The sequence below is a fragment of the Marinobacter suaedae genome, assembly GCF_030519635.1.
GTDB classification, from domain to species: Bacteria; Pseudomonadota; Gammaproteobacteria; order Pseudomonadales; family Oleiphilaceae; genus Marinobacter; species Marinobacter suaedae.
Genome location: NZ_JAUMIS010000001.1, coordinates 1,250,994 through 1,268,890, shown reverse-complemented (window position 1 = coordinate 1,268,890; position 17,897 = coordinate 1,250,994). Strand labels below are relative to the sequence as shown.

Sequence of the window (17,897 nt, the reverse complement as noted above, 5' to 3'; positions counted from 1 at the left end):
TCACAGATCCCCGTTGATCGGAGGTCGCGATTCCTTTCTCCCGAATAAGTCTCCTGCCCGGCCCGCTTCAGCCACGGTGGGCAGGATGACCGGTCTGGTTCTAATCTTGTTGTCATTGACGTCATTTCATCAGAAGGAATTGCACCATGGCCGAAAAGCGCACGTCACGGGGAGCGCTCTCCGTGCTCCTTCTCGGGACATTACTCATCAGCCCTGTATCCGCAGTCGAGTTCGCAGACAGTATTTTTATCGGCGGCCCGGTGTTAACCATGGAAGACCGAAAGCCTCAGGTTGAGGGGGTGGCTGTTAAAGGCGGTCGTATCCTGTCGGTTGGGACCGAAGAGGAAGTGATGGACCGCAAGGGCGCCAACACCGAGATCCATGACCTCAAGGGGAGGGCGCTGCTGCCGGGCTTTGTCGACAGTCATGGCCATGTGGTTGTTGGTGGTTTGCAAGCCCTTTCCGCCAACCTGTTGGCCCCTCCCGACGGCGAGGTGCGGGATATAGCCGGTTTGATTGAAACCCTCAATGGCTGGGTTGAGGAAAACGCGGAGATCGCTCAGCGGGTGAATCTCATTGCGGGCTTTGGTTACGACCAGTCGCAGCTGGCTGAACAACGACACCCAATCCGGAAGGACCTCGATGCGGTATCGGCGGAGATCCCTGTGGTGATCATCCACCAGTCCGGGCACTTCGGTGTGCTGAACAGCCCGGGGCTGGAGGCAGCAGGCATTGATGCCAGCACCGACGATCCCGATGGCGGTTTGATACGCCGCGGCGAGGATGGCGGGCCCAACGGCGTCCTGGAGGAGAATGCCTTTTTCATGGCGTTGGGGAAACTGTTCGGAGGCATCGGCCCCGAGGGCTTCCAGGCGTTTGTGAAGGCGGGGGCAGGCCTTTGGGCAAGCTACGGCTACACCACGGCGCAGGAAGGGCGAGCCACTCCGCAGACCACGGAGATTGTTAAGGCCTTTGGCGCGGAGGGGGCACTGCCGGTCGACATCGTGATCTACCCCGATGTTCTGGTGGACAGGGACTATATTGCCGAGAGCGTGTCTCTTGCCTACGACAACCGGGTCAGGGTCGGGGGGGCAAAACTGACCATCGATGGTTCGCCTCAGGGATTTACCGCGTTGCGGGATCGCCCTTATTACGACCCGGTGGGGGATTACCCGCCCGGATATGCCGGCTACGCAGCCGCTACCATGGAGCAAGTGATCAGTGCGGTTAACTGGGCTTTTGACAATGATATCCAGTTAATCACTCATGCCAACGGTGAGGGTGCATCCGACATGCTACTGGCCGCAATCAAGGCGGCCAGCAAGGAGAGCGAAGGCGAAGACCGCAGGCCGGTGCTGATTCACGGTCAGTTCCTCCGGGAGGATCAGGTCGACAGTCTGCAGGCTCTCGATGTCTTTCCGTCGGTTTTCCCCATGCACACGTTTTACTGGGGCGATTGGCATCGAGACCATACCGTTGGACCGGTAAACGCTGAAAACATCTCGCCCACGGGCTGGATCCGGAGCCGGGGCATGAAGTTCGGCACCCACCACGATGCCCCGGTGGCCTTCCCCGACAGCATGCGGGTGCTGGATGCAACGGTAACCCGGCGTACCCGATCCGGCGATATTCTGGGACCGAGTCAGCGGGTGGATGTGCTGACGGCGTTGAAGGCCATGACCATCTGGCCTGCCTGGCAGCATTTCGAAGAGGATGAGAAGGGCTCTATCGAGGTGGGCAAGCTGGCTGACTTTGTGATCCTGTCTGAAAACCCGCTGGCGGTGGATCCGGAGAATCTGGACCAGCTCAAGGTAATGGAGACCATCAAGGAAGGGCAGGTGGTTTACCGAGCCGATGGAACCGGTTACCAGGGGGCATTTCCCGCGGGAACCAGCATGGCGATGGGCCGGGAGTTCCTGGAAGCGCTGGAGGATGCCGGGAGTGAAGAGTAAACGCCCAGAAAATGGTGTCGTCTAGTGCCATTTCAGTGAGGTTGGCAGTGCCTCGCGATTTGCAGGGTACTGTCAGCCGTCCGGTAAATTCACACCGGATTTATCGATGCCCCCACAACTTGGAGACTGCGGCATCGGTTCCTACACTGCCAACAATCAGGCAAACCCCTCCCAGGCCCAGGAAAGCCACTACCGGAACAAAGGCACCCAGCTGTCCCGTGTAAACCATGGCCACCAGGGAAATGGTGCCCAGAATCATAAACAGCGTGCCGACAGCGATCAGAATGGTTCGGTGTGAGGCTTTGTAGTTGGGGCCAACTTCCCCGGATTCCAAGCGCTTGAGCAGTGGGGAGAAGAGTTTTCGAATAGCTTGTTTCATGCCGTGATCGTGCCTGGTCGAAAGGGTGACTGAGAGGTACCGGTTAACTGTGCCACAAACCTGAGGAAGAAGGGAGCTGGAGGTCCTTGTGCAGGCATGAGTCAGCAGGCACAAAAAAAGCGCCGTGCGGTTGCAGGGCGCTTTTTTGGCCGAAGCCGAATCAGCTGGCCAGCTTCGGTCCGGCGTCAACGATGGACTCGGAAACGTCGAACTTCTTGAAGTTCTCGACGAACTGAGCAATCAGCTCGGCTGCCTTGCCGTCGTAGTAGTCCGGGCTGACCCAGGTGTTGCGCGGGTTGAGCAGGTTGGAGTCGACGCCCGGGACGTGCTTGGGCACGTCCAGGTTCAGGGCCGGCAGGTGCTCGGTTTCCACATCGTCCAGATCGCCGTTCTGGATGCCGGCAATGATGGCACGGGTGGTCGGGATGCTGAACCGCTGACCTTCACCGTAGGGACCGCCGGTCCAGCCGGTATTCACCAGGAACACCTTGCTGCCAAACTCTTCCATCCGCTTCATCAGCAGCTCGGCGTAGACGCCGGCGCGACGCGGGAAGAATGGCGCGCCGAAGCACGTAGAGAAGGTGGACTTCAGCTTGGAGGAAGAGCCCATCTCGGTGGAGCCTACCAGGGCGGTGTAGCCACTCAGGAAGTGGTACGCCGCGGATTCCTTGGACAGGATGGATACAGGCGGCAGTACGCCAGTCATGTCACAGGTCAGGAACACAATGTGTGACGGCTCGCCAGCGCGGTTCTCTTCCACGCGCTTTTCCACGTGCTCAAGCGGGTAGGCACAGCGAGAGTTTTCGGTCAGGGACACATCGTTGTAGTCCGGCTCACGGGTGTCCGGATCGATCATCACGTTTTCGACAATCGCACCAAAGCGGATTGCGTCCCAGATGATCGGCTCGTTCTTTTTGGACAGGTCGATGCACTTGGCGTAGCAGCCACCTTCCAGGTTGAACACCGTACCCGGGCCCCAGCCGTGCTCGTCGTCACCGATCAGGAAACGGTGCGGGTCGGCGGAGAGGGTGGTCTTGCCGGTGCCGGACAGGCCGAAGAACAGGCAGGTCTGACCGTCCTCGCCCACGTTCGCCGAGCAATGCATCGGCAGCACGTCTTTTTCCGGAAGCAGGAAGTTCTGCACGGAGAACATGGCCTTTTTCATTTCGCCGGCGTAGTGCATGCCGGCCAGCAGCACCTTGCGCTTGGCGAAATTGATCATCACGCAGCCGTTGCTGTTGGTGCCATCGCGCTCGGGATCGCACTCGAAATTGGCGGCGTTGAGGATCTGCCATTCCTGTTTGTCGGCCGGGTTGTAGCTCTCCGGACGAATGAACAGGTTGCGACCGAACAGGTTCTGCCACGCGGTCTCAGTGGTCATCTTGACCGGCAGGTAGTGCTCGGGATCGGAGCCAACGTGAACGTGGGAGACGAACTGATCTTTCTCAGCGATGTAGGCCTCAACACGATCCCACAGGGCATCGAATTTGTCCGCATCAAAGGGGCGGTTGATCGGGCCCCAATGGATATCGTCAGCGGTGCTCGGCTCCTCGACGATAAAACGATCCTTTGGTGACCGGCCCGTACGTTCACCGGTTTTGACGACCAGCGATCCGTTCGCTGCCAGCTGGCCTTCGTTGCGTTCCAGTGCCAGCTCGACCAGTCGTGCTGAACTCAGATCAGTATAAGTGTTGCTCACTTCGACCTCGCCCTCGGGGTGTCTTCGTGATTGCTCAGGCCCACGCCCCCATGATTGATGGAAAACTGAGCAATCGGGTCAATTCAGGCGCGCTATTATGCCAGAGAAGATCGTAAAAAACGACTGGCCGAAAATCCGCGCCACGTCTGGCCTAACGCCGGTTCTACATGGGTTTCAGTGTAACGTATGACCGGTGAAAAGATGATCAATGTCGTTTCTATCGAATCGATAGTGTGCGTGACAGAACTGACAATCCATTTCGATCGAGCCTTGCTCATCAAGGATGCTGTAGCACTCCTCCTTGCCGATGGCCTCCAGTGCGCCCAGTGTGCGCTCCTGGGAGCAGCTGCAGCGGAAGGCCACGGGTTCTGCATCGAACAGGCGAACCGTTTCCTCGTGGAACAGCCGATGCAGTACGGTTTCACTGTCGAGTTCCAGCAGTTCCGCCTCGCTGACGGTGCGGGCGAGGTGGTTAACGCGTTCCCACAGATCATCGTCTTCCTCGGTCGCGCCCGGCAGCCGCTGCAGCAGAAGCCCGGCAGCGCCTTCTTCTGAGGCAAAAAGAATCAGGCTGGTGGCCAGCTGTTCGGAGCGCTCGAAATATTCTTCCAGGCAGCCGGCCAGGGAATCCGACTCCCGGGGTACCACGCCCTGGTAACGGTTGCCCTTTTCCGGTGTGATGGTGATGGCCATGCGTCCCTCGCCCAGAAGATCATGGAACGCTTCTTCACCGACAGCCTGTTCATCGAATCGGGCCAGGCCGCGGATAAAGCGGTCGTGGGAGCACTCCGCCATCAGTGTGCTCAGTGGGCCCTGGCCCTGGGCTTGCAGCGACAGTGTGCCCTCGAATTTCAGGGTGCTGCTCATCAGTACGCTGGCCACCAGTGCCTCGCCCAACAGGCCCCGCACGGAATCGGGGTAGGGGGCCTGGCTGCCGATTTCGCGGTAGCTGGCGCCGAGTTGAACCCAGGCGCCTCGGACATGACTGTCCTCAAAAATAAAGCGCTGGAACTGGTCGCGGGATGCCATGGTTTTTTCTCCTGGAGATGCTGGTAGACGTTGGTCTGGCGCCAGCTGGTAGGTTCTGGCGCTTATCGGAATTCAAAGGTTGTTCTGTTCGCGGAACCGCTGGATATCGCGCCGGTCCTTTTTGGACGGCCGACGGGCCGGTGGAAGCTGGGCGGCCTGCATGGTTTTGCGTTGCCACGCCAGTTCTTCGCGTTTTTTCACACTTTCTTCGGTTTCGTGGTAGAGCTTCTGGGCTTCCGGTGCGCCCCGGCGACGGTCGCTGATAGCGTCGATCACAATCACCTTTTCCATCCAGCCCAGGCGAAGGGTGACGGTCGCTCCGGTTTCGACCAGTTTGCCGGGTTTGCTGCGTTGATGATTGTAGTGCACCTTGCCGCCCTCAATGGCTTCCTTGGCCAGCGTGCGGGTCTTGTAAAAGCGCGCTGCCCAGAGCCATTTGTCGAGTCGGACCCGCGGGTCGTTAGCCGTTGCCGCCATGTCTCCTCACCTGATGGGGTTATGCCCGGATTATAACCTGCTCAACGGGCCGATTGCAGAGACTGTTGCCGGCGAAGTCCCGGCAGAATCTCATCGAAATGGCGAATGCCGGGGATCTCGCTATGTGCTGGCCGCGGTGCCTGTTGACTGTCCGGGGCGAGGATCGCCAGGCACTGGCCAATGCCGGCCCGGCGGGCGCTTTCCAGCACCGGCAGGCTGTCATCCACCATGAGTGTTGAGGCGGGATTGTAGGGAACGGCATTCTGCAGATCCTGCCAGAACTCGGGATCTTCCTTGGCTTTACCGAACTGATGGCTGGAGACGATCCCCTCCACATGGTCGGCCAGCCCTGTGCGCTCGAGCTTGAGCGCCAGCGGATCCGGGTGGCAGTTGGTGACAATCACCGAGTGGAGCCTGCCTGCCTTCAACGTTTGCAGGAACTCAACCACGTGCGGGCGATAACCGATCCGTTCGCCTACTTCTGCCTTCAGGGCGGTGATGTCCAGGTTGAGCCGTTCACTCCAGTAATCGGTGCAGTACCAGTTCAGCGAACCGCGTTCCGCCATGATCATGGGGATCAGCCGGTCTTTCGCTTCCTGGGGAGCAAGGTTGTGCTGCTCCGCATAGCGCAGAGGCAGGTGCTCAAGCCAGAAGTGATTGTCGAAATGCAGATCCAGCAGCGTTCCATCCATGTCGAGAAACACTGTGTTCAGAGAGGACCAGTTCACCATAAAAAAAACAGCCTGAAGAATTTTCTTCAGGCTGCCGGAGATCCCGCCTTCTGACAAGTTGGGATATTACGGACGTCTGTCCGGGGATATCAGTTGGACGCGTAGCTTGCCTGCTCGTCTTTGCGGCCAGAACGCGCGCAACCAAGGCAGCGAACGAAGGTCGCGCGGGCGGGGCCGAGGAACAGGGTTTCGCCGGCTTCATCGGCGTTGCCACCGAGCAGGGAGAACGGCAGGGAGACCAGGTACACCGCCCCGCCCACAAGTGTCGTGGCGAATAGTACCGGGCGGGCAAACAGGGCATCGCCGGTCATGGCCAGGGCGGAAGGAGATTCATCGATGGCCCGGGCGTGACCGATGGATGAGAAAGCCAGCAGGCAGGCAGCCACAGCGGCGATGAGCGTGCGAGATAGTTTTTGTGTCATTGTTGGTCTCCTCAACGTTTTGGCTCAAGCCCCTGAGGGTGCCGGGCCGAGCGTTCTGTGTGCCTTGGTATGGTAGAGATTGGCGTCAGATTCTTCGTTAACTATGAAGCATGTTTCAGTATTTTCAACGACTTTTACGTTGCAAACTGTGTCGGCAAATCAGCGTTGGCAGCGCGGGCAGTACACCGTTGATCGGTTGTTCATCCGGATTTCCTTGAGAAGCGTGTTACATTGGGTACAGGGTGAGCCGGTTTTGCCATACACCAGCAATACCTGGGCGAAATAACCGGGCTTGCCATCGCTGTTAACGAAATCCCTCAGTGTCGTGCCTCCCATCAGGATGGCGGCGCTCAGGGTTTCCCGGATCGCTTCGGCCAGACGTCGGTACCGGTCAAGGCTGATGCGACCAGCCTGCCGTCTGGGGTGAATGCCCGCTTTGAACAGGGCTTCGTTGGCGTAAATATTTCCGACGCCAACGACGACATGATTGTCCATAATAAAGTTCTTGATGGGCGTCTTTTTCGAGCGGGAACGCTGGAACAGCAACTCGCCGTTGAATGCCTCTGATAGAGGTTCTGGCCCAAGGCTTTCGATGAGCGGGTGGCGGTCCACAGAGTCGGTCCAGAGCCAGCAGCCGAATCTGCGTGGGTCGTTGAATCGGAGCACGGTTCCGGATTCCAGCGTCAGGTCGATGTGATCGTGGGTCATGGGCGGCGCGTTGTCGGTGATGACCCTCAGGCTGCCGGACATGCCCAGATGGATGATGAGGGTGCCATCCTCCAGATGAATGAGCAGGTACTTGGCCCGGCGATCCGCGCTCTGGATGCGTTTGCCGCTGACTCGTTCGGCAAGATCGCTCGGTACCGGCCACCGAAGGCTGGGGTTGCGAACGGTCACGGCGGAAATGACCTGCCCCTCGCAGTGCGGGGCGATGCCTCTGCGGGTGGTTTCGACTTCGGGCAGTTCGGGCACGTCAGGGTTCTCCGGGGCTGGTTCCAAGATTGGCAATATGAGCACAGTCACAAAGTTGGGGCAATCGGTGTAATTGGTAACAAAACGATGTTTAACTTCGGTTGTTCCGGCGAACATCTGTACGCTAAAGTGGCCACGCTGGTTTGGTTCTCATGCCTGCAGGAAGGGCTTGCAATGGCAAACGCCGAAGTTCACCAGCCATGATTTACGATTGAGGAATATGTATGTGGTTTAACGGACTGCTGGATCTTTCGGTAACGCAGATGATCCTGGTGCTGCTGGGCATGACCCACGTCACCATTATCAGTGTGACGCTTTACCTGCATCGCCATTCGGCTCACAACTCGCTGGACCTTCATCCGGCACTGAAGCACTTTTTCCGGTTCTGGCTGTGGCTGACCACGGCACAGAACACCAAAGAGTGGACTGCCATCCACCGCAAGCATCACGCAAAGTGCGAAACCGAAGACGATCCCCACAGCCCGGTGGTTCTGGGCATCAGAAAAGTCTTGCTGGAAGGGGCCGAGCTCTACGCCGATGCCGCTACTCCGGAAACCCTGGAGCGATACGGCCAGCGCACGCCCGAGGACTGGGTCGAGCGTAATGTGTACAGCAAATACAAGATGTTGGGCATTGTGCTGATGGCAGTCATCGACCTTGCCCTGTTTGGCGTGCACGGTATCTGGATGTGGGCCCTGCAGATGATGTGGATGCCGGTATGGGCGGCAGGCGTCATTAACGGGCTGGGTCACTGGTTTGGTTACCGCAACTTCGAATGCGCCGATAACGCTCGCAATATTTCTCCCTGGGGTATTTTTATTGGTGGTGAAGAGCTGCATAACAACCACCATACCTATCCGAACTCGTCCAAGCTGTCCCGGCGCTGGTATGAAGTCGACATCGGCTGGGGCTACATTCGCCTGTTCCAGTTGTTCGGGTTGGCCACTCCGAAAGGCTACCGTCCGATTGCCCATCATGTCCCGGGCAAGCAGGAGGTGGATGTGGAAACCGTGCAGGCGATTGCCAACAACCGTTTCGACATCATGCGCCAGTACCGCAAGCGGGTGATGGAACCGGTTCTTCGCCAGCAGAAGGCGTTGATGGATGAGGGCATTCGCCCCCGTTACCGGAAGCTGCGTCAGCTGCTGTCACGGGAGGCCTCGCTGATTCACCCCCGGGAACAGGAAACCCTTGAATCCGTGCTCGAGAAGCACGAGATCCTGCGGCAAATCTACGACAAGAGTCATGAACTCCAGGCGCTCTGGCGGCAGCGGGGGCTCAAGCCCCAGGACAAGCTGCAGGCGCTGATGCAGTGGTGTAAGGAAGCGGAGGCCAGTGGCATTCGCTATCTGGAAGAGTTCGCCGCACACCTGCGGGCCTACTCACTGCGCCCTGCTTCCTGAACCCGATACAGGTTGTAGCTCACCTGCCCGGCGGTCTTCTGCCGGTGCAGGTGCCAGTCCGGAGGCGTTGCTGGTGTTGCCAGTTCGCTTTCATGCTCCACGTACACCCAGCCGCCGGGCTTGACCCATCCCTGCCCACTCAGTGACGGTAACAGCGTGTCCAGCCAACCCTGCCGGAACGGTGGGTCCATAAACACGATATCGAAAGCCTGTCGGGCCGGCTGGTCCAGAAAGCTGTCCACACTGGCGCAAATCACTTCTGCTGACGTTGCCTCCAGCAGCCGTAGGTTGCTTCTGAGTGCCTGTACCAGTTCCGCAGTGTGATCAACAAAGGTGGTGCTGGATGCGCCCCGTGACAGGGCTTCGAGTCCCAGTGCCCCCGAACCGGCAAACAGATCCAGGCAGGCGCTGCCGGGTACCTGAAAGTTCAGCCAGTTGAACAGGGTTTCCCGGGTTCTTGCCGGTGTTGGCCGAACGCCGCCCGCATCGGGGAAGCGGACCTTCCGGCTCCGCCAGTCACCGCCGATAATCCTCAGTTCGCCCGTGCCAGTGGCTTTGGCCTTGCTGTGGCTTTGGCCGGTGTTGCGCTGAGGTCGGGCGGATTTTCTGCGCGCCATACTGGGTGCACTCCTGGTATCTGGTTTGGCTTTGCCGTCGGGGCTGTTTCTGGGCAAATGGTAGCCGAAAGGCGGTTGTGGGTGATAACGCGCGCTCCCCACTTGCCCGGGACAGTCTGTTAGAATACGCCCTTTCTTTGTCCCGCCCATTCAGAATGATGGTAATGACTCTATGACGGCAGAATGGATTTCAGTCGGCCTCCTGGCCCTTCTTGTCCTTGTTTTTGTCCTGGATATCGTTGGCAATCGTCGCCGTGCGCCGAGACCGAAGCCGGTCCCACAGCGCAAACCGGACGTTGCGCGAGGCGTTGAGCCCGAGCAGCCGCAGGCGAAGGCCCCGGCGGAAGACGTTAAAGCAGCCGTTGACGAAACACCCGAAATTGTCGAGGCGCCAGCCGAGGTTGAGCCGGCCCCAGCGCCTGAGCCGGTGCCCGAACCTGAGCCAGAGCCTCAGGTCAGTGTTTTCGAGCGGATCAAGCAGGGCCTGGGGAAAACCCGGGCGAGCCTGACGGGTGGCCTGGCAGACCTGTTCTCGGTGGGCAAGAAGATCGATGAAGACTTGCTGGAAGAAATCGAGACCTCTCTGCTCACGGCAGATGTTGGCGTAACTGCCACGTCCGAAATCATCGACTCTCTCACCGACAAGCTGGAGCGCAACCAGCTGAAGGATGGTGAAGCTCTGCGAAAGGCGCTGCAGGGCGAGCTGCGTGGGCTTCTTGAGGGTGTTACCAGGCCGCTGACCGTCGATGCGGGCAAGAAGCCCTATGTCATTCTCATGGTGGGTGTCAACGGCGTGGGCAAAACCACGACCATCGGCAAGCTGACCAAGAAATTCCAGAGCGAAGGCAAGTCCGTCATGCTGGCGGCCGGCGACACCTTCCGGGCGGCGGCGGTGGAGCAGCTGCAGGTGTGGGGTGAACGTAACAATGTGCCGGTTGTGGCCCAGCAAACGGGTGCCGACAGTGCCTCGGTCATCTTCGATGCCATCCAGTCGGCCCAGTCCCGAGGCGCCGATGTGGTGATTGCTGATACCGCCGGGCGCTTGCAGAACAAAGACAACCTGATGAACGAGCTGGAAAAAGTTGTGCGAGTCATGAAAAAGCTCGATGACTCGGCACCCCATGAGGTCATGTTGGTGCTGGATGCGGGTACCGGGCAGAATGCCCTGAGTCAGGCCCAGGTGTTCCAGCAGGCGGTGGGCGTCAGCGGTATTACATTGACGAAACTGGACGGCACGGCAAAAGGCGGTATCGTATTTGCCATTGCCCGTCAGTTGCAGCTTCCGATCCGCTTCATCGGTGTGGGAGAGCAGGTGGATGACCTGCGCAGCTTCGACGCGGAAACGTTTGTGGAAGCACTGTTTGACTAAACGCCGGCTTTTTGGAGTAGTAGCCGCCCATGATTGAGTTTCGTCAGGTCACCAAGCGGTACGACAGTGACCATACTGCCCTGCGTCAGGTTAACTTCCGGCTGGACCGGGGTGAGCTGGCGTTTCTGACTGGTCACTCCGGGGCCGGAAAAAGTACTTTGCTGAAACTCATCATGGTGATGGAGCGTCCCAGCGCCGGAGAACTTGTTGTCGGGGGGCAACTCCTGAACAAACTGCCCAAGCGGCAGGTTCCCTACATGCGCCGGCACATCGGCGTGGTATTTCAGAATCACCAGCTGCTGTTCGACCGGACGGTCTACGATAACGTGGCCATGCCGCTGGAAGTCATGGGCGTACCGCCAAAAGAGGCGGGCCGCCGGGTGCGGGCAGCACTCGATAAGGTCGGGTTGCTGAGCAAGGAAAAAATGAACCCCATCCAGCTCTCCGGCGGTGAGCAGCAGCGGGTGGGTATTGCCCGGGCGGTGGTCAACAAGCCACCGGTGCTGCTGGCGGATGAGCCGACCGGTAACCTCGATCCTGAGCTGTCCGCCGATATCATGAATCTTTTCAGTCAGTTCAGCCAGGTGGGCGTGACCGTACTGATTGCCACCCACGATATCGCACTGATCAACGAGATGGGACACCGGACCCTGACGCTGGATCACGGTCGCCTGGTTTCTGGCGGCACGCCATTCCAGGGAGGTGTTCATGGTGCCTGAGTCCCAGCGCAAACACGAAGTGAGCCGGGGCGCCAGAGTGTCCAGGTCGGCCGGGCGTCAATTGATGGAAGGCTATGTCAATCACCATCGCAAGGTCGCCCGGGACAGTGCGGAGCGTTTGTGGCGAAGCCCCGTTGCCAGCTTGATGACCTGGGCGGTCATCGGTGTGGCCCTGGCACTGCCTGTGGCGTTGTTACTGTTGCTGAGCAGCCTGGAAGGGGTCAGTGCCGGTTGGGACAGCAGTGCCCGGCTAACGGCCTACGTCGAGCTTGAGTCGCCCCTGGAGGACGCCGAGGCGATTGCCGGGCGGGTCGCTTCGGATGGCCGAATCGACGCGGTCGAACTGGTCAATCGTGATGACGCCTTCAGGGAATTCCGGGTGTCGTCGGGCCTTGAGGATGCGCTGGATTTCCTGGATGAGAACCCGCTGCCCCATGCCCTGTTGATTACCCCGGAAGCCAGTGCCCGGTCCGAAGCGGGAATGCAGGGGTTAATCCGTTTCATCGAGGCCATCGAAGGTATTGAGCGTGTTCAGGTGGATCTTGGCTGGCTTCAGCGCCTGAATGCGGTCACCGATCTGCTGGTGCGAGCGGTCTGGGTGCTGTCCCTGTTGCTGGCCGCCGTGGTGGTGCTGGTGATTGGCAATACGGTGCGTCTCGCGATAGAGAGCCGGCGGGATGAAATTCTGGTCGCCAAGCTCGTGGGCGGGACGGAAGCGTTTGTGCGTCGACCCTTCCTGTACACTGGCGCCTGGTTTGGTCTTGGCGGCGGAATTCTTGCCTGGATTGTGCTGGAGGTGTCGCTCTGGTGGCTGAGCGGTCCGATCGAACGTCTCGCCGACCTGTACCGGACGGAATTCTCTCTGTCCGGTCCGGGACTTGTCGGCGGGCTCGCATTGATAATTGCCGCAATGGTGCTAGGCTGGCTAGGAGCCTGGCTGGCGGTCAAGCGTCATATGGACGACATTGAGCCGGGAGAAATTACCGGCGGATGAGCCTGATAACGGAAAAACCGTATTGAGAGCAGCAGGATTCATCGAGTAGTGTCGAGAACAACCAAAACCAAGTCGATCCCCTCAGGTCGTTGAATTTGTACCGTTTTTGCGGGTGGGTCGGGAACTTATCAGGTTCTTGGCGGTCGAAAACTTAGTTGTTATATTTATCGGCTGTCTGGTTCGGAGGTCAAAGTATGGGTACGAGTTTACAGCTGGTCGACAAACTGGTTCCAGGTGCAAATCTCGAGTCTTACGTTCAGGCTGTATCGAGCATTCCGGTGCTCTCAGTCGATGAAGAACGCGAGCTGGCAGAAAAACTTCACTACGAGGGCGACGTTGAAGCAGCCCGTCAGCTCGTTATGTCCCACCTGCGTTTCGTGATTCACATTGCGCGCAGCTATTCCGGTTATGGCTTGGCCCAGTCCGACCTGATTCAGGAAGGCAATGTGGGCTTGATGAAAGCCGTAAAGCGGTTCAACCCGGAGTATGGTGTCCGGCTGGTTTCCTTCGCCGTGCACTGGATCAAAGCCGAAATTCACGAATTCATCCTGCGCAACTGGCGCATCGTAAAAGTTGCTACCACCAAGTCGCAACGCAAGTTGTTCTTTAACCTCCGTAGTCAGAAGAAGCGTCTGGCATGGTTGAACCACGAGGAAGTGAAGGCCGTGGCGGCGGACTTGGGTGTTGAACCGAAAGTGGTTCGTGAAATGGAAGGTCGTCTGGCCTCTCAGGACACCTCCTTCGACGGGCCAATGGATGACGATGATGAATCCGCGTATCAGGCGCCAGCCTATTATCTGGAGGATCGTCGGGCAGACCCGGCCACTCAGCTGGAGAAGGCCGACTGGACTGAGGATTCCAACAGCCGCCTGATGGAGGCGCTGAGCAGCCTCGACGAGCGCAGTCAGGACATTCTGCGGGAACGCTGGTTGTCCGAAAGCAAGTCCACCTTGCATGAGCTGGCCGATAAATACGGTGTTTCAGCAGAGCGGATTCGCCAGCTGGAAAAAAACGCCATGAAGAAGATCCGGAAGCAAATCGATGACGCGGCGTGATGTAACGCCAGTCAGGGTTTGATCCGTCGATGATCGAAAACGCCACCACCCTTCCGGTTGGTGGCGTTTTTGTTTGTATAATCAAGCACATTTCAATAACGCCATAGCCCTGCGAGAGCTTTCATGACGACCACCGCCACTGCCCGTATAGCGTTTCTTGGAATCGGCCTGATGGGCGCCCCCATGACCCGTAACCTGCTGAATGCCGGCTTTTCCATGACGCTCTGGAACCGGACCGCTGCCAAGTGTGAGCCTTTTTCCCAAGAAGCCGTTCTTGCAACTTCTCCTGCCGAGGCGGTGGCCGAGGCGGATGTGGTTATCACCATGCTGGAGAACACCGACGTCGTCGAACAGGTGCTCGTTGGTCAGGGGGCGATTGAGGCGATCAGGCCCGACACCCTGGTGATCGACATGAGCTCCGTAACACCGACGGTGGCCCGTCGCCATGGCAAGCTGGTGGAGGCTCAGGGTGGGCACTATATTGATGCCCCAGTATCGGGGGGAACGGTGGGTGCTGCCGAAGGGCGACTGAGCATCATGGCTGGTGGTGATGAGACGAGCATTGCCCGGGCCGAACCGGTGTTTGCCCCCCTTGGACGCTGTACTCGAATTGGACCCGTTGGCTCAGGGCAGCTGGCCAAGCTGGCGAACCAGGCGATTGTCGGAATTACCATCGGTGCCGTATCCGAGGCGCTGTTGCTGGCGGCGAAAGGTGGCGCCGACCCCGCTGCCGTGCGCGAAGCGTTGATGGGCGGCTTCGCCGGCAGCCGGATACTGGAGCTGCATGGTCAGCGCATGATTGACCGGGATTTCGCGCCTGGCGCACCGGCACGGATCCAACTCAAGGACATGCGGATGATTCTTGATGAAGCCCGGGCTGAAGGCTTGACCCTGCCACTGGCCCAGCAGGTCCATAATGAATATTTGTCCCTGGTGGCCAATGGCCATAGCGACGTCGACCACAGTGGCCTGCTTCTGGAACTGGAGCACCTGAACGGTGCTTTGATGGGATCCATTGGCCGGGGGCCTAAGGAGTAGCGTTATGCCGCGATTTGCTGCCAACCTGTCTATGCTGTTCACGGAGTTCGAGTTTACCGAGCGCTTTGCTCATGCCAGGAATGCGGGCTTTGAGGGCGTGGAATACCTGTTTCCCTATCCCTACCAGAAGGAGCAGCTTGCTTCTCTCCTCAAGGACCATGGGCTAACCCAGGTGCTCTTCAACCTGCCGCCCGGTGACTGGGATGCCGGGGAGCGGGGCATCGCCTGTCTGCCAGACCGGGTGGCGGAGTTTCGTGAAGGCGTAGACCAGGCCATAGAATACGCTCGGGCACTGGATTGTCGGCAGGTGAATTGTCTGGCGGGTCTTCGACCCCCATCGTTGTCAGAGGAAGACGCGTGGCAGACGTTGCAGGCCAACGTGAGTTATGCGGCCGAAAAGCTGTCCGCGGAAGGCATCACCCTGTGCCTGGAAGCCATCAATTCCCGGGTGGACATGCCGGGATTTGTGCTGGACACCTCCGGAAAAGTCCTCGCCCTGATGGAGGCGGTGGATGCCGACAATGTGCGTCTGCAGTATGACCTGTACCACATGCAGATCATGGAAGGTGATCTTATCCGGTCCATGGAGTGTCTGCTGCCCTGGATTGGTCATATCCAGTTCGCCGATAACCCGGGGCGCCACCAGCCGGGCACCGGAGAGATTAACTTTTCGAATGTTTTTGCCGCCATTGATCGGCTGGATTACGACGGCTGGGTCAGCGCAGAATACCGGCCTTCGGGCGATACCGGGGCCAGTCTGGGGTGGCTGGAGGGCTGATTTCGCCCGTCGCTTTAGGCGACACCCTCTTACAAGATGGTAACTGGCCGGATTCCGGAGTTCTTCGTACCCTTGTTGCCATTGAACGTAATCCGATATCGGGAGGATAGGCCGGTGAAAGCGCTGGTAATCGAAGACGACCAGGACGTAGCCAATTATCTGGTGAAGGGGCTCAGGGAGTCTGATTTTGTTGTTGATCATGCTGCCGATGGCAAGGAAGGCATGATGATGGCGGCCAGTGAGGAATACGACATCATGATCGTCGACCGCATGCTTCCGGGTATGGACGGCCTGTCAATTATCAAGACGGTCCGAGCCACCGGGAATCAGGTGCCCGTGCTTATTCTGAGCGCCCTGGGAGATGTGGATGATCGTGTTGAAGGCCTGCGCGGTGGTGGGGATGATTACCTGACCAAGCCCTTCTCATTTACGGAACTGCTCGCACGTATTGAGTCCCTGGTCCGTCGGAACCGTCAGGCAGCGGAGACGGAAACGGTTCTGCGGGTCGCGGATCTGGAAATGGATCTGCTGGCTCGAACCGTCAAGCGAGCCGGGCAAAACATTGATGTTCAGCCCAGGGAATTCCGGTTGCTGGAATACCTGATGCGGAATGCCGGCCAGGTGGTTACCCGGACCATGTTGCTGGAGAAGGTGTGGGATTACCACTTCGATCCCCAGACCAACGTGATTGACGTACACATCAGTCGTCTGCGGGCAAAGATCGACAAGGAGTTCGACACACCCCTGCTGCAAACCGTACGCGGTGCCGGGTACATGCTTCGTGAAACTGCTTAGCCAGCTTCGGACGTCTTCCTTCCAGCTTGCCCTTCTTTACATGGTGGTGTTTGCCACCTCGGTCTTTCTGTTGCTCGCATTCATATACTGGCGAACGGCCGGGTTCATGACCGCCCAGACTGATGAAACCATCGAGGCGGAAGTGGCCGGGCTGGCCGAGCAGTATCGGGGCCGGGGCGTGAATGGTCTGATTACCATCATCCGTGAACGCGTGGCCCGCGACCCCAACGCCAAATCCATTTATCTCCTGACGACCGACGACTTCCTGAAGCTGGCGGGAAACATCGAATCCTGGCCTCAGGGCACGCGCTCGGAAAGCGGCTGGATCAACTTTACCCTCGACGAAAGTGTTGGCTGGAGTGGGCCGCAACGGCTTGCCCGTGCCCGGATCTTTGAAGTGCAGGGCGGTTTGCGCCTGTTGGTGGGACGGGATGTGGATGATCTCACCAGCCTGAAGCGGGTTATTGAAACCGCCATCAACTGGGGGATGGGCATCACTCTGGCGCTGGCTCTGCTGGGCGGGTTCCTGATGAGCCGAAGCACCACTCGCCGAATTGAGGTCATCAACAACACCTCCCGCCGGATCATGAATGGCCACCTGTCGTTGCGGATTCCTACCCGGGGCACGGATGACGATTTTGATCAGCTGGCCGACAACCTTAACCGGATGCTCGACCGTATCGTGTATCTCATGGAAGGTATTCGGCATGTCTCCGATAACATTGCCCATGACCTGCGCACGCCGCTGACCCGCCTGCGTAACCAGCTGGAGAATACCTTGTTGTCGGTAGACAACGACGAAGCCCGGGAGCAGGCTGGTCGAGCCGTTGCAGAGGCGGATCAGCTGCTGTCTACTTTCAATGCGTTGTTACGGATTGCCCGCCTGGAAACCCGCGGCAACACTGCCGACATGAAGGTGGTGTCGCTGGATGAGCTGGTCACTGACGCCTGCGAACTTTACGAGGCGCTGGCAGAAGACAAGGATCAGGTGTTCGAGCAGCAACTGGAAAAAGGCGTGATGATCGAGGGCGACCGGGATTTGCTGTTCCAGATGGTCAGCAATCTTATCGACAACGCGATCAAGTACACGCCGGAAAAAGGCACGATAGGCGTCGTGGTAAGGAAGTCCGGTGGTGATGCGGTGTTTGAGGTCAGTGACACCGGGATTGGTGTTCCGGATGAAGAGAAGGACCAGATATTCCAGCGCTTTTACCGGGTGGGCAAAAGCCGGTCGCTCCCCGGCAATGGCCTGGGTTTGAGCCTCGTCAGTGCCGTGTCGGAGATTCATCAGGGCCAGATTGTCCTGACCGATACCTATCCAGGTAAAAATCCGCCAGGTTTGACGGTATCCGTGCATATGCCGGCATTCACCGGCGTACGAAAGCGCATCAAGACAACGTCAGCCGAGTTGCCCGCGCCGGCGGGCAACTCTGAAACCCGCCACCCGGCTGAAACCAGTGACGGTTGA

General features: G+C 58.8%; 18 protein-coding genes. 10 read left to right on the top strand and 8 right to left on the bottom strand.

Annotated elements, in window-relative coordinates; genetic code table 11:
• Positions 1-146 precede the first annotated feature (146 nt).
• Positions 147-1,952, top strand: a complete 1,806-nt coding sequence (locus tag QVZ43_RS05880; protein ID WP_302909217.1) for an amidohydrolase — start codon at positions 147-149, stop codon at positions 1,950-1,952.
• 100 nt (positions 1,953-2,052) lie between these two features.
• Here QVZ43_RS05880 and QVZ43_RS05875 read toward each other — a convergent pair whose 3' ends face one another.
• From QVZ43_RS05875 to mutM, 7 genes are all read right to left on the bottom strand, one after another.
• Complete coding sequence (locus tag QVZ43_RS05875; RefSeq protein WP_223794890.1) at positions 2,053-2,331, bottom strand: hypothetical protein; 279 nt, start codon at positions 2,329-2,331, stop codon at positions 2,053-2,055.
• A gap of 160 nt (positions 2,332-2,491) precedes the next feature.
• Positions 2,492-4,030, bottom strand: coding sequence for a phosphoenolpyruvate carboxykinase (locus QVZ43_RS05870; RefSeq protein WP_223794889.1), 1,539 nt, complete (start codon positions 4,028-4,030; stop codon positions 2,492-2,494).
• Positions 4,031-4,204: 174 nt separating this feature from the next.
• Positions 4,205-5,059, bottom strand: a complete 855-nt coding sequence (gene hslO / locus QVZ43_RS05865; RefSeq protein WP_223794888.1) for an Hsp33 family molecular chaperone HslO — start codon at positions 5,057-5,059, stop codon at positions 4,205-4,207.
• A 72-nt stretch (positions 5,060-5,131) separates the two neighbouring features.
• Positions 5,132-5,536 (bottom strand): ribosome-associated heat shock protein Hsp15, encoded by a 405-nt coding sequence (gene hslR, locus QVZ43_RS05860; RefSeq protein ID WP_302909216.1) that lies wholly within the window; start codon positions 5,534-5,536, stop codon positions 5,132-5,134.
• A gap of 41 nt (positions 5,537-5,577) precedes the next feature.
• Positions 5,578-6,267 (bottom strand): GMP/IMP nucleotidase, encoded by a 690-nt coding sequence (yrfG, locus tag QVZ43_RS05855; RefSeq protein ID WP_223794886.1) that lies wholly within the window; start codon positions 6,265-6,267, stop codon positions 5,578-5,580.
• A gap of 89 nt (positions 6,268-6,356) precedes the next feature.
• Entirely contained in the window at positions 6,357-6,689 is a 333-nt protein-coding gene (locus QVZ43_RS05850; RefSeq protein WP_223794885.1) for a hypothetical protein, read from the bottom strand.
• A 159-nt stretch (positions 6,690-6,848) separates the two neighbouring features.
• Entirely contained in the window at positions 6,849-7,661 is an 813-nt protein-coding gene (gene mutM, locus QVZ43_RS05845) for a bifunctional DNA-formamidopyrimidine glycosylase/DNA-(apurinic or apyrimidinic site) lyase (protein ID WP_302909215.1), read from the bottom strand.
• Positions 7,662-7,885: 224 nt separating this feature from the next.
• Between mutM and QVZ43_RS05840 the strand changes: the two genes are divergently transcribed.
• Positions 7,886-9,064, top strand: coding sequence for a DesA family fatty acid desaturase (locus QVZ43_RS05840; RefSeq protein WP_302909214.1), 1,179 nt, complete (start codon positions 7,886-7,888; stop codon positions 9,062-9,064).
• On the opposite strand, the gene rsmD is transcribed toward QVZ43_RS05840, so the two are convergent.
• Entirely contained in the window at positions 9,040-9,681 is a 642-nt protein-coding gene (gene rsmD / locus QVZ43_RS05835; protein ID WP_302909213.1) for a 16S rRNA (guanine(966)-N(2))-methyltransferase RsmD, read from the bottom strand. The genes QVZ43_RS05840 and rsmD overlap by 25 nt on opposite strands.
• A 172-nt stretch (positions 9,682-9,853) precedes the next feature.
• On the opposite strand from rsmD, the gene ftsY reads away from it, so the two are divergent.
• From ftsY to QVZ43_RS05795, 8 genes are all read left to right on the top strand, one after another.
• Positions 9,854-11,050, top strand: a complete 1,197-nt coding sequence (gene ftsY, locus QVZ43_RS05830; protein WP_302909212.1) for a signal recognition particle-docking protein FtsY — start codon at positions 9,854-9,856, stop codon at positions 11,048-11,050.
• A gap of 29 nt (positions 11,051-11,079) precedes the next feature.
• On the top strand, positions 11,080-11,769 hold the full coding sequence (gene ftsE / locus QVZ43_RS05825) for a cell division ATP-binding protein FtsE (RefSeq protein ID WP_302909211.1): 690 nt from the start codon (positions 11,080-11,082) through the stop codon (positions 11,767-11,769).
• A complete protein-coding gene (gene ftsX / locus QVZ43_RS05820) occupies positions 11,759-12,763 on the top strand; it encodes a permease-like cell division protein FtsX (protein ID WP_302909210.1) in 1,005 nt (334 codons plus the stop codon). The genes ftsE and ftsX overlap by 11 nt, the downstream gene beginning before the upstream one ends.
• A gap of 194 nt (positions 12,764-12,957) precedes the next feature.
• Positions 12,958-13,818 (top strand): RNA polymerase sigma factor RpoH, encoded by an 861-nt coding sequence (gene rpoH / locus QVZ43_RS05815; RefSeq protein ID WP_223794878.1) that lies wholly within the window; start codon positions 12,958-12,960, stop codon positions 13,816-13,818.
• Positions 13,819-13,941: 123 nt separating this feature from the next.
• Positions 13,942-14,856, top strand: a complete 915-nt coding sequence (locus tag QVZ43_RS05810) for an NAD(P)-dependent oxidoreductase (RefSeq protein WP_223794877.1) — start codon at positions 13,942-13,944, stop codon at positions 14,854-14,856.
• Between the two features lie 4 nt (positions 14,857-14,860).
• Positions 14,861-15,634 (top strand): hydroxypyruvate isomerase, encoded by a 774-nt coding sequence (hyi, locus tag QVZ43_RS05805; protein WP_302909209.1) that lies wholly within the window; start codon positions 14,861-14,863, stop codon positions 15,632-15,634.
• Between the two features lie 114 nt (positions 15,635-15,748).
• Positions 15,749-16,429, top strand: a complete 681-nt coding sequence (locus QVZ43_RS05800) for a winged helix-turn-helix domain-containing protein (protein WP_223794875.1) — start codon at positions 15,749-15,751, stop codon at positions 16,427-16,429.
• On the top strand, positions 16,416-17,897 hold the full coding sequence (locus tag QVZ43_RS05795) for a sensor histidine kinase (RefSeq protein WP_302909208.1): 1,482 nt from the start codon (positions 16,416-16,418) through the stop codon (positions 17,895-17,897). Before QVZ43_RS05800 ends, QVZ43_RS05795 begins: the two co-directional genes overlap by 14 nt.

Excerpts from the sequence above, each read along its gene's own strand:
- QVZ43_RS05880 (WP_302909217.1), top strand. The coding sequence starts at position 147 with ATGGCCGAAAAGCGCACGTCACGGGGAGCGCTCTCCGTGCTCCTTCTC.
- QVZ43_RS05875 (WP_223794890.1), bottom strand. The coding sequence starts at position 2,331 with ATGAAACAAGCTATTCGAAAACTCTTCTCCCCACTGCTCAAGCGCTTG.
- hslO (WP_223794888.1), bottom strand. The coding sequence starts at position 5,059 with ATGGCATCCCGCGACCAGTTCCAGCGCTTTATTTTTGAGGACAGTCAT.
- hslR (WP_302909216.1), bottom strand. The coding sequence starts at position 5,536 with ATGGCGGCAACGGCTAACGACCCGCGGGTCCGACTCGACAAATGGCTC.
- yrfG (WP_223794886.1), bottom strand. The coding sequence starts at position 6,267 with ATGGTGAACTGGTCCTCTCTGAACACAGTGTTTCTCGACATGGATGGA.
- QVZ43_RS05850 (WP_223794885.1), bottom strand. The coding sequence starts at position 6,689 with ATGACACAAAAACTATCTCGCACGCTCATCGCCGCTGTGGCTGCCTGC.
- QVZ43_RS05840 (WP_302909214.1), top strand. The coding sequence starts at position 7,886 with ATGTGGTTTAACGGACTGCTGGATCTTTCGGTAACGCAGATGATCCTG.
- rsmD (WP_302909213.1), bottom strand. The coding sequence starts at position 9,681 with ATGGCGCGCAGAAAATCCGCCCGACCTCAGCGCAACACCGGCCAAAGC.
- ftsY (WP_302909212.1), top strand. The coding sequence starts at position 9,854 with ATGACGGCAGAATGGATTTCAGTCGGCCTCCTGGCCCTTCTTGTCCTT.
- ftsE (WP_302909211.1), top strand. The coding sequence starts at position 11,080 with ATGATTGAGTTTCGTCAGGTCACCAAGCGGTACGACAGTGACCATACT.
- ftsX (WP_302909210.1), top strand. The coding sequence starts at position 11,759 with ATGGTGCCTGAGTCCCAGCGCAAACACGAAGTGAGCCGGGGCGCCAGA.
- rpoH (WP_223794878.1), top strand. The coding sequence starts at position 12,958 with ATGGGTACGAGTTTACAGCTGGTCGACAAACTGGTTCCAGGTGCAAAT.
- QVZ43_RS05810 (WP_223794877.1), top strand. The coding sequence starts at position 13,942 with ATGACGACCACCGCCACTGCCCGTATAGCGTTTCTTGGAATCGGCCTG.
- hyi (WP_302909209.1), top strand. The coding sequence starts at position 14,861 with ATGCCGCGATTTGCTGCCAACCTGTCTATGCTGTTCACGGAGTTCGAG.